A 10,250-nucleotide genomic window follows, 5' to 3' on the forward strand; every position below is an offset into this window, starting at 1 on the left:
CTTCAAAGGATTAAGCCAGGGGATGTGGAGCTTATTTTTCTGAAATTGGGCAAGACTGTTATTGAGCTGATTGAAATAAATGACCAACGAAAATTTGCCGATGGAATAGTTAATCATATAGCCCTGCGAGTTGACGATATATTTAAGGCAGTAACTTGGTTGAAAGAAAATCGAGTCGAATGTCTTAATAAAGAGCCCAGGGAGATGGGGGGAGGAAGGTATAACTTTTTCTTTAGGGGTCCCTCGGGTGAGAAGATTGAATTGTTTCAAGATTGAACGAGACATCTTTCGGTGATAAATTAAATGACCATATAAAGCTGGAGGTAAAACAGCATTGGGTTTTGGTAACATTGAACAGCCAAAGTATAATTGGCAAAATGGGGAGAAGCGTTATTATACTTTAAATCAGCATTTACGGGAAGTATTCGGGGAAAAAGTGTTTAAGGTCTCTCTTGACGGGGGATTTACCTGTCCCAATCGAGACGGCCGAGTGGGTTACGGGGGCTGCATTTATTGCAGTGCCCGAGGTTCCGGAGATTTTGCCGGCGAAGCGGAAAAATCGATTCATGACCAATTCAGTCAAGTTAAGGAAGTCATGAGTCGGAAATGGTCCCAGGCCAAATACCTCGCTTATTTTCAGGCCTATACCAATACTTATGCACCGGTGGCGCGTTTGCGTGAGGTTTATGAGCAAGCCCTTAAAGAGGATGGTGTAGTCGGACTATCTATTGCAACCCGTCCGGATTGCTTGCCGGAAGATGTTTTGGATTATCTGGAGGAATTAAACCGGCGGACTTACCTCTGGGTGGAATTAGGATTGCAAAGTGTCCATGACCGGACAATGACCTGGGTGGGCAGGGGTCATAGCTATGAAGATTTTGTTGAAGGGCTTAACCGATTACGCCAAAGGAAGATCCGGGTATGTGCCCATATGATTTATGGGCTGCCTGGAGAAACCGGGGAGGATATGTTAGACTCAGCTCAAAAGGTTGCTGATCTCGATCTGCAAGGGGTAAAACTTCATCTCCTTCATGTACTGCGGGGGACGCCTTTAGCCAAGGCTTACGAGAAAAATCCCTTTCCCCTCCTGTCGCAAGATAAATATGTAGAATTGATTTGTGATACGCTGGAAATATTGCCGTCCGAGATGGTTATTCATCGTTTGACGGGAGACGCACCTAGGCGGGACCTAATCGCCCCCCTCTGGAGTTTGCGGAAATGGGAAATACTTAATGCAATTGATCAGGAGTTGGAAAGACGGGAAACTTGGCAAGGCAAAAGAAGAAAGAACGGCTGACGCTACCTCCAAGGAGTGTAGTACTAGCCGTTCTAATGCTGCTAATGATTAGGGTAATGGATAATTTCCCCTTCCCAGGTTCTAAATATCGCTTCCTCATCGTTTAAGGAGAGGAGGTATTGGGGAAGGATGGGTGTTTTTCCGCCACCACCGGGGGCATTAATAATATAGGTTGGAATAGCCAAACCAGAAGTAAAGCCCCTTAGGTTTTCCATAATCTTTAGGCCATCCTGAATGCGGGGGATAAAATGGCTGGTCCCTTTGACATTCTTAGCGTGGAAGATATAGTAAGGACGTACGCGAATTTTCAGAAGATCCTGGTTGAGGCGCTTCATAATGTCCGGTCTATTGTTAATTTCTTTAAGAAGCACGGCCTGATTACCTAAGATTACCCCGGCTTTGATTAAACGGTCGGCAGCCTTCTTAGCCTCTTCCGTGACTTCTTTAGGATGGTTAAATTGCGTGTTAATATAAATGGGTGGATACTTCTCAAGAATGCTGCAGAGTTCATCGGTAATACGCATAGGCAGGGTTACGGGTACTCGGGTGCCAATACGCTTGATCTCGACATGCTTAATATTATGCAATTCACCGAGAAGCCAATCCAGCATCTGATCACTGAGGAGTAAAGCATCACCGCCTGTTATTAAGACATCGCGGATTTCCGGATTAGAGCGTACATAATCTAAAGCAGCTTCCAAATTGGAGCGGGTTTCATGAAGGTCAATCTCGCCGATATTGCGGCGTCTTTGGCAGTGACGGCAATACATTGCACAAAGATTGGTTACATTAATAATTAAGCGATCAGGATAACGACGGGTAATACAGGGAGCCGGAGAGGTGAATTCCTCACCCATAGGATCTTCCTCCCCGGAATAATCAAGAATTTCTTGTCTGGAGGGAAGACTTTGCAGCAAAATGGGATCTTGTTGGTCCTTTTCATCGATTAGGCTTAAGTAGTAGGGGGAAACGGCCCATCGATAGACTTTGCCTACCTCCCTGATTTCATCAAGCCGATTGGTGGCTAGTGGAAGTAATGCGCTCAAAGTTTCAGTCTCATTTATCCGGTTTTTGAGTTGCCAGTGCCAATCATACCATTGATCAAGAGTAGCCCCTAATTGGTCGAGAATCGAATCCCTTTTGCAATTATATTCTTCACTTAGAGCAAGTCCGCTGGGAATTTGTTCTTTACCTTTTTGATACGGCTGTGCTTTTTGCTTTAACTCTAATGCCCGCTTTTGAGAAGCTTGTCTGGGGTTAGGGTGTAGGATTTCCACTGCCATGACTTTACCACCTCTTTCTCAAGTAAAAAGGAACCTTTGTGGTTCCCAAGAAAAAGCATAATCCGCCAATAAAATACATAAGCCCTTTCATCATGAAAATCATAGAGCTTCTATCAAGTTGCCTAACTAACAACTTAATAGTATCATATGGGTTGGTGGCAGTCAATTAGGTTAGTACCCTCAACCTAAAAAATAATTATTCATTTAGTGGTATTTAGGGAATATTATGGGTGGGCTAAATATTAATCTGGCAGTTAAATTTTGATATAGGACAAAGGGAATTAATTAAGGAGAGGATCAAATGGACCATCAGGCAAGATATCAAGAAATCGCAATTGACATTGCCCATTCCATCGTCATGGGAGAATATAAAGAAGGGGAAAAGATTCATGGCCGCTCGACCTTAGCGGGACGTTATAATGTCTCACCGGAAACGATTCGTCGCTCTATTGCGATCCTTCAGACCATGGGCGTAGTGATGGTAAGCCAGGGGATAGGTATAACTGTTGTTTCCAAAAGCCTTGCGGAAAAATTCATGCGGGGATTTGACCAAAAAGCTGAAATACAGGTTTACTTTGATGAGCTAAAGAAATTGATGGAACAGAGACGAGAGATCGATCAAAGAATTGATGCCCATCTTACCAAAATCGTTAATTATACCGACCGCTTAGCCAGCCGGTGGATGGATGTGGCGGAAATCGAAGTTAATGAAGGGTCCAGTGCTAAAGGCCAAACCTTAGGCGAACTAAAAATTAGAGAAAGAACGGGTTTAACAGTAGTTGCAGTAGTACGTGCCGGCATCGAACAGTTTTCACCGGGAGCGGGGTTTGTCTTAGCCGAGGGGGACATTCTACTTGTGGTAGGTTCCGAGCAAGGTGGAGAAAAACTCCATGAAATCCTTGATTAGAATACAGGAAGTGGATATCCGTCTGTCGAATACACATCTAGAGAAAATCTACAACATATGAGGGACGACGGATGATCTTTAAGGGCTTAGTGGTACTTGGTGGGGAATTAATGATTGTATTGGTTACCGGGGAATTAAAATTGCTTATTCCCTTTTTAATCATCAATACACTTTTTCTTCTTTACCAACTAAATCTTCAATATAAAAAAGCTGCCCGCCCCCCAGCGCCGGAGCGAAATGCTGAGTTAAGCTTTAAAATTGCTAATGAAACTTTGCCTTATTTACGGAGAGGGCTTAATCAACAAAATGCCGAATCCATAGCTAAGATCATCCAAGAAATTGGTCAAGTGGCGGCTGTCTCCATAACTGATTGTGAAAGACAACTAGCCTATTTAGGGGCCGGCTGTGACCAGCATCATCCGGGAGACCGGATTCTGACCCGGGCAACCAGGGAAGTTATTCAGACGGGTAATTACAAAATTGTACATACCCAAAGAGAATTAAATTGTCCACGGCAATATACCTGTGATTGTCCCTTGGCCGCCGCAGTAATAGTTCCCTTAAAATGCCAGGGTAAAGTTGTAGGTACTATGAAGCTTTATGAAACGAAGGATGGTCAAATATCACCGGACCTCATACGTTTGGCGATTGGGATGGCTCAGCTCTTAAGTATTCAAATCGAGCTGGCAGAGCTTGATCACCAAGCAAAGCTGACTGCTGAGGCTCAATTAAATGCCTTGCAGGCCCAAATTAATCCCCATTTCTTTTTTAATGTGCTGAATACTATTATCGCCACCAGTCGTACCAGCCCCAATCGATCAAGGCGATTGCTGATTCATCTTGCGGAGTTTTTCCGTAAAGCTCTAAAGTCGCATGGAACGTTGATCACCCTACGGGAAGAAATGAGTTTTGTAAAGACTTATTTGATTTTGGAAAAGGCCCGTTTTGGTCGCAAGCTCCTTTTCAAAGGTGAGATTCCCGAGGAACTATTAGATGCGGTCGTCCCCCGTTTAAGTATTCAGCCCCTGGTAGAGAATGCGGTAAAGCATGGGATCTCCGAAAAGATTGGCAATGGAGTGGTTTCGGTAAAAGTGGAGCAAAAAGAGCAGGAACTCTATATTATGGTAGCCGATGATGGTGTGGGAATCCGACCTGAGCGCCTGCAGGAAGTATTAAAACCTGGGGTCGGCTCCGGCAACGGTGTCGGTATGGCTAATGTCCATGAGCGCTTGATCGGCCATTATGGTGAAGAATATGGTTTGCGCATCCTGAGCGAGCCGGATCTCGGAACAACGGTAATAATGCATTTACCGTTAACTTATGGCGAAACCAAAGAAGTATCAAATTAGGGCTTGGGGGTTTAGGTCAAGAATGTACCCGGGGATCGACATTGTAGAAATTGAACGCTTTAAAAAGGCTTGTGAGCGGACGCCTAGGATTCGCGAGCGTTTGTTTACGGAACGGGAGATCGCGGAATTAACGCCCAAAGCCATGGCTAGTTGGGCAGCTCGCTTTGCGGGGAAGGAAGCAGTTCTTAAGGCTTTGGGTACAGGGCTGAGGGGATTATCCTGGCATGATATAGAGATACTTGCAAATGACCTTGGGGAACCAACTGTTTTCTTGTCGGAAAATGGACTGGAACACATTCGTGCCCGAGGCGGAAGTCGGATAAGAGTAAGCCTTTCCCATGAGCGCGATTATGCAGTGGCAATGGCCATTCTTTTATAAACTAAAGATAGAGACGGGGTGATAAGCATGCGGGTGGTTAGTGCCAAGCAAATGAGGCAAATTGAAGAACGTGCCATCCGAGAATTTGGTATACCGAGTCTGTTATTAATGGAAAATGCCGCTTTGGCAGTGGTACAAGAAGTGCGACAAATTCTAGCCCTTCGCCACGGCGATTTGTCCGAAGGTCGGGTCACAGTCTTTGTGGGCAAAGGAAACAATGGGGGAGATGGGTTAGCCGTTGCCCGCCAGCTGGTAATTCTAGGGATGGACGTGACTGTCTTTTCCTTTGCCAAGGCCGAGGAGTTTAAGGGAGATGCGGCTCTCAATTATCGGCTTTACCAGAACGCCGGCGGAAAGCTGTTCACTATCAATGGTGAAAAACAACGAAGACTGGTAAGGATTGCTTTGGCCCAAGCGGAAGTCATTATCGACGCTATTTACGGAACGGGCTTTCGCGGGGCCTTACCTAGTCTTATTGAAGAATATGTGGAAGAAATTAATCGGGCCCAAGCCCCGATTATTGCCGTAGATATTCCCAGTGGCGTTGAAGCAGATACAGGAAAGGTCTATCGCAAGGCCATTAGAGCCCATACAACGGTGACTTTTGGCTTACCCAAGCTTGGTCATTTTTTAGGGGCTGGGCCTGAACACGGGGGAAGGGTGATCGTAGACCCGATATCTATCCCGGCGAGCTTTCTGGATCAAGAAAACTTTACCACTTCCGTATTAACTGAGGAAGTTCGCCGATTGTTACCGGTCCGCAGCCTCCAAGGCCATAAAGGAACTCATGGGCGGGGTATCTTAGTCGCTGGTTCAGAGGGCATGACCGGAGCGGCTATACTTGCTGGTAAAGCAGCCCTTCGTTCCGGAATTGGACTTTTGCAAATGGTTGTTCCCCAGGGGCTTGCAGAAGGTATCGATCTGGCTTTAACCGAGGCAACTATTTGGGGTGCTGAAGGACAAAAATCCCTCAATGGTAAAGCATGGCCGGTGATTTACGAACGTGCTGAGAAAGCCCAAGCTTTAGCTATGGGACCAGGACTGGGACAAGATCCGGAGCTGGTGGGCTTATTAGAGGAGATGCTGCGGACTCTTCCTTTGCCCATTGTCCTTGATGCGGACGCCCTGAATATTCTGGCTAAGGAACCGGGGATTTTGGGATGGCGGCAAGGTCGAGGGCCCTTGATTCTAACCCCCCATCCGGGAGAGTTGGCCCGTCTATGCGGTTGTACTACGGAAGAAGTTCAGGCTAATCGCCTTGAATTAGCTATTAACAAAGCAGTAGAATGGGAGAGCATTCTCGTTCTCAAGGGTGCTGTCACTATCATCGCTGCTCCGGATGGGCGGGCTTTCCTCAATCCTACCGGTAATCCCGGCCTTGGCACCGGGGGGACGGGAGATGTGCTCACCGGAAGCATTTTAGCTTGGTTAGCTCAAGGAGTAGACCCACTTTCCGCCGCCTGTTTGGGGGTTTATCTCCATGGCAAGGCCGCCGACCAATTAGCGAGCGAGTATGGCTGGGGTGGTTATACATCAAGTGAAGTAGCTGATCAGCTGCCAAAAGCACGGAAAAGTTTAGAAAATAATCTTTAAGGAGGGCATCATGGAAACTAGGCGACCGGTTTGGGCAGAAATTGATTTGCAGGCTCTAAAAAGAAATTACGACCGAATTAAGTCCGTGACAAAAAGCGAAATCATGCCGATTGTCAAGGCAGATGCTTATGGGCATGGTGCCTTGCAAGTCGTAAAAGCACTCTATGAAAAAGGTGCCCGTCGTTTTGGAGTTGCCATTTTAGATGAAGCTTTAGTATTAAAAAAAGCCTTTCCCGATATCAAAGTTATGTTAATCGGTTCACTGCCGATTGAAGACTTAGCCATTATTATTAAAGAAGAGATCATCTGCGGTGTTTATCATATTGAGCAAGCAGTGCTTTTGTCTAAAGAAGCAAAAAGGCAAGGCAAAAAAGCTATTATTCACTTAAAAGTGGATACGGGAATGGGGCGAATCGGTTTTCGTGAGGAAGATTGGGAGAATCTTCTGGATTGCACTAAGCTCCCCAATCTTTATATCGAGGGGATTTTCACCCACTTGGCTACCGCCGACCATTCCGACCTAAGGTATGCCCGGGAGCAGCTGAAAAAGTTCCTGGAGATTTCCGAAAGACTTAGAGTCCAGGGGGTCCATATTCCTCTTCGTCATGCCGCCAATAGTGGTGCTATTTTCCAATTGCCGGAGGCGCATTTTGATCTGGTTCGCCCAGGTATTGCCCTTTATGGACTCCCACCTTCTAAATATGCTGGAAGTGATATAGGGCTCGAGCCGGTACTGTCTTGGAAAGCAAAGATCAGTCACCTGAAGTCGGTTCCCCAAGGGGAAACTATAAGTTATGGCCGAACTTTTAGAACGGCATACTCCACACAGGTGGCTACGATTCCCGTTGGCTATGCAGATGGGCTAAGGCGAGACCTTTCTAATCGAGGAGAGGTGGTTATCAAGGGAAGAAGAGCAACTATTATTGGCAGAGTTTGCATGGATCAAACTATGCTGGATGTCACGAAAATTCCTGAGGTGAAAGTCGGTGATGAGGTCATAATTCTGGGCAGCGATGGCTACGAGCGGCTTGATGCTACGGAAATGGCCGAATGGCTGAATACCATTAACTATGAAATTGTCTGTGGAATATCTAAGCGGGTTCCACGAGTATATATTGAGTAAGAGAATCATACTGCCCTTCTTATTCGAAGATGTAAAAAAGCACTAGCCTTAATAAGGTTTAGTGCTTTTTGGGTAGAATAGCTTTAAGTTATCGGAATGATGGTGTTTTTCCGGTGCTCGCGGGCTTTTTCTAAGTATCTATTCATCGGACCCCTTAGGGATTGAACCTCCTCCTCAGTGAGTTCACGCACTACCTTAGCGGGAGAACCCATAATTAAAACCCGGGGTGGGAAGTGTTTATTCTCCGTAACCAAGGAGCCTGCCGCTACTAGGGAATCTTCGCCGATGACTGCTCTATTGAGAATTATCGACCCCATACCAATTAATGTGCCCTTCTTAATCGTACAGCCATGCAAGGTTACAGCATGCCCAACTGAGACCTCGTCTTCAATAATTACCGATTGGTCCCTATCAACATGAATAACAGTCAAATCCTGAATGTTAGTGCGGTTTCCAATAATAATCGGGGCTAGATCAGCCCTAATTACGGAATTGTACCAGATGCTTGCTTCTTCTCCAATATGGACATCGCCAATTATTTTTGCTCCATCGGCAATAAAGACATCCTTACCTAGTGTAGGCGTTTTTCCCAAATGAGAATATAACATGGCAATTCCTCCTTTTTAAGTACAATTTTTGGGGTTAAGATACTTCGCTTTTGCTCAGTATGACAATAGGCTATGGCCGTGTCATCCTGAAGGAAGAATGACTGAAGGATCTTTTTCGACTTATTTGTACTGCTGATGAAGCAAATACATTTTAATTAGCTACTATTATAAAATGTATTAAAATAACTGTCCAGCAAAGCTAAGGTTAGGCAAGGATAAGCTTAAGGTTTTCTTGATATCTTTCTATAAAGAGTGCTAAAATTGGAACAGTGGTTAGTCATCGGGCAAAAAGGAGAACAATATTGTGAAGCGAACGTGGCGTTTTTGGCTTGCTCTTTGGGCAGGAAAAGGAATCAATGGCTTATTAAAGCTTCTCGGTAAAAAGGGGACAACTCTCCCCGGCAAATTAGCCTTGGATTTTGAGCCCAATTTAATTGGGTTATTAAGTACAGCCTATACCGACGGGATTATTATGGTCACGGGAACCAATGGTAAGACTACTACGGCTAATTTTCTAGCACAGATTTTAACATCCGAAGGGAGAACTTTTGCCTTCAATCAAGCAGGTGCCAATCTAGTCACCGGAATTACGGGAGCATTGTTGGAAAATACGGGTTGGGGCGGAAAAAGCAAGGTAAAGATGGCATTGCTGGAAGTGGATGAAGGTACTGTCCCGAAGTTTTGCCGGCAGGTTACTCCTCGGGTAGCCATAATTACTAACTTCTTTAGGGATCAGCTGGATCGCTACGGTGAATTGGACACTATTATTAATTTAGTCCGGAATGCCCTTCCGCCTGAGACTCATCTAATCCTTAACGCGGATGACCCCCTAGTAGCACAATTCGGACGGGATAGAATTCACACCCTTTATTACGGGGTAGAACGGACTCCCGACAGCAAACCGATAAGTACGGAAACCCGAGAGGCCAGGTTTTGCCCAAACTGCGGTGAACTGTTGGCGTATGCTCTTTATCATTATGGGCAATTGGGGAAGTATGCTTGTGAGTCCTGTGGCTATAAACGACCAGATCCTCCTGTATTAGCCCGGGGAGTAGAGCCGGGAGCCGAGGGGATTCATTTTCAAGTAGATCAAACACCTTATTATATTGCCATGCAGGGATATTATAATCTCTATAATGCTTTAGCAGCTTTGACAGCAGCCAAGCGTATAGGGATCAAAGACCGGGAAATTCAACGGGGCTTAAGAGAATTTGTACCTCAAGCCGGCCGGATGGAGCAATTTGTCTTACCCGAGGGGTCGATTACACTAACCTTAGTCAAGAACCCCGCTGGATTTAACCAAGTGCTTCAGACCGTTTTAGGCTATAAGGAGCGTCCCATCCGTCTGTATATAGGCATCAATGATCTGGCCGCTGATGGTAGAGATATCTCTTGGCTATGGGATGTGGACTTTGAAGCGTTAGCCCGGGAAGATGGGCGAATCCAACAAATTGTGTGTTCGGGGCTTCGTGCGGAGGACATGGCTGTACGACTTAAATATGCCGGAATGCCGGTAAAAAAACTAATTATCGAACACGAACTGGATAAATCCCTTGACCAATTATTAGCCAATTTAGCCGGAACGGAAACCATCTTTATTTTACCTTCCTATACTCTGCTCTTCCCCATGCGGGAAATTCTCGAAAAAAGAGAGATTAAAGGCGGCAGAGCAGATTCAACAACTTCTGTTCAAAGAGGGGAGGGTTAAGAC

At 45.6% G+C, this 10,250-nt stretch carries 10 protein-coding genes; 8 read left to right on the forward strand and 2 right to left on the reverse strand.

Features of this window, described 5'->3' with window-relative positions:
- Nucleotides 1–276 (forward strand): VOC family protein (locus AC1U9U_RS13440; protein ID WP_479961062.1); only part of this gene is annotated, 276 nt, incomplete at its 5' end.
- A gap of 58 nt (nucleotides 277–334) precedes the next feature.
- Nucleotides 335–1,297, forward strand: a complete 963-nt coding sequence (gene mnmL, locus AC1U9U_RS13445; protein WP_479961063.1) for a tRNA modification radical SAM protein MnmL/YtqA — start codon at nucleotides 335–337, stop codon at nucleotides 1,295–1,297.
- Nucleotides 1,298–1,338: 41 nt separating this feature from the next.
- Here mnmL and eam read toward each other — a convergent pair whose 3' ends face one another.
- Complete coding sequence (gene eam / locus AC1U9U_RS13450; RefSeq protein ID WP_479961064.1) at nucleotides 1,339–2,580, reverse strand: glutamate 2,3-aminomutase; 1,242 nt, start codon at nucleotides 2,578–2,580, stop codon at nucleotides 1,339–1,341.
- 301 nt (nucleotides 2,581–2,881) lie between these two features.
- Between eam and AC1U9U_RS13455 the strand changes: the two genes are divergently transcribed.
- From AC1U9U_RS13455 to alr, 5 genes are all read left to right on the forward strand, one after another.
- Nucleotides 2,882–3,487 (forward strand): GntR family transcriptional regulator, encoded by a 606-nt coding sequence (locus AC1U9U_RS13455; RefSeq protein ID WP_479961065.1) that lies wholly within the window; start codon nucleotides 2,882–2,884, stop codon nucleotides 3,485–3,487.
- A 71-nt stretch (nucleotides 3,488–3,558) separates the two neighbouring features.
- Nucleotides 3,559–4,836, forward strand: a complete 1,278-nt coding sequence (locus tag AC1U9U_RS13460) for a histidine kinase (protein WP_479961066.1) — start codon at nucleotides 3,559–3,561, stop codon at nucleotides 4,834–4,836.
- A 22-nt stretch (nucleotides 4,837–4,858) separates the two neighbouring features.
- Nucleotides 4,859–5,215, forward strand: coding sequence for a holo-ACP synthase (locus AC1U9U_RS13465; RefSeq protein WP_479961067.1), 357 nt, complete (start codon nucleotides 4,859–4,861; stop codon nucleotides 5,213–5,215).
- 27 nt (nucleotides 5,216–5,242) lie between these two features.
- Nucleotides 5,243–6,808 (forward strand): NAD(P)H-hydrate dehydratase, encoded by a 1,566-nt coding sequence (locus AC1U9U_RS13470; protein WP_479961068.1) that lies wholly within the window; start codon nucleotides 5,243–5,245, stop codon nucleotides 6,806–6,808.
- Between the two features lie 10 nt (nucleotides 6,809–6,818).
- Nucleotides 6,819–7,931 (forward strand): alanine racemase, encoded by a 1,113-nt coding sequence (gene alr, locus AC1U9U_RS13475; protein ID WP_479961069.1) that lies wholly within the window; start codon nucleotides 6,819–6,821, stop codon nucleotides 7,929–7,931.
- An 83-nt stretch (nucleotides 7,932–8,014) separates the two neighbouring features.
- On the opposite strand, the gene AC1U9U_RS13480 is transcribed toward alr, so the two are convergent.
- Entirely contained in the window at nucleotides 8,015–8,539 is a 525-nt protein-coding gene (locus tag AC1U9U_RS13480) for a gamma carbonic anhydrase family protein (RefSeq protein ID WP_479961070.1), read from the reverse strand.
- Nucleotides 8,540–8,843: 304 nt separating this feature from the next.
- Between AC1U9U_RS13480 and AC1U9U_RS13485 the strand changes: the two genes are divergently transcribed.
- Nucleotides 8,844–10,247 (forward strand): MurT ligase domain-containing protein, encoded by a 1,404-nt coding sequence (locus tag AC1U9U_RS13485; protein ID WP_479961071.1) that lies wholly within the window; start codon nucleotides 8,844–8,846, stop codon nucleotides 10,245–10,247.
- Nucleotides 10,248–10,250: the final 3 nt, after the last annotated feature.

Source organism: Desulfitobacterium sp., assembly GCF_982384815.1.

Coding starts and splice junctions, on each gene's coding strand:
- eam (WP_479961064.1), bottom strand. CDS start 2,580: ATGGCAGTGGAAATCCTACACCCTAACCCCAGACAAGCTTCTCAAAAG.
- AC1U9U_RS13455 (WP_479961065.1), top strand. CDS start 2,882: ATGGACCATCAGGCAAGATATCAAGAAATCGCAATTGACATTGCCCAT.
- AC1U9U_RS13460 (WP_479961066.1), top strand. CDS start 3,559: ATGATCTTTAAGGGCTTAGTGGTACTTGGTGGGGAATTAATGATTGTA.
- AC1U9U_RS13465 (WP_479961067.1), top strand. CDS start 4,859: ATGTACCCGGGGATCGACATTGTAGAAATTGAACGCTTTAAAAAGGCT.
- AC1U9U_RS13470 (WP_479961068.1), top strand. CDS start 5,243: ATGCGGGTGGTTAGTGCCAAGCAAATGAGGCAAATTGAAGAACGTGCC.
- alr (WP_479961069.1), top strand. CDS start 6,819: ATGGAAACTAGGCGACCGGTTTGGGCAGAAATTGATTTGCAGGCTCTA.
- AC1U9U_RS13480 (WP_479961070.1), bottom strand. CDS start 8,539: ATGTTATATTCTCATTTGGGAAAAACGCCTACACTAGGTAAGGATGTC.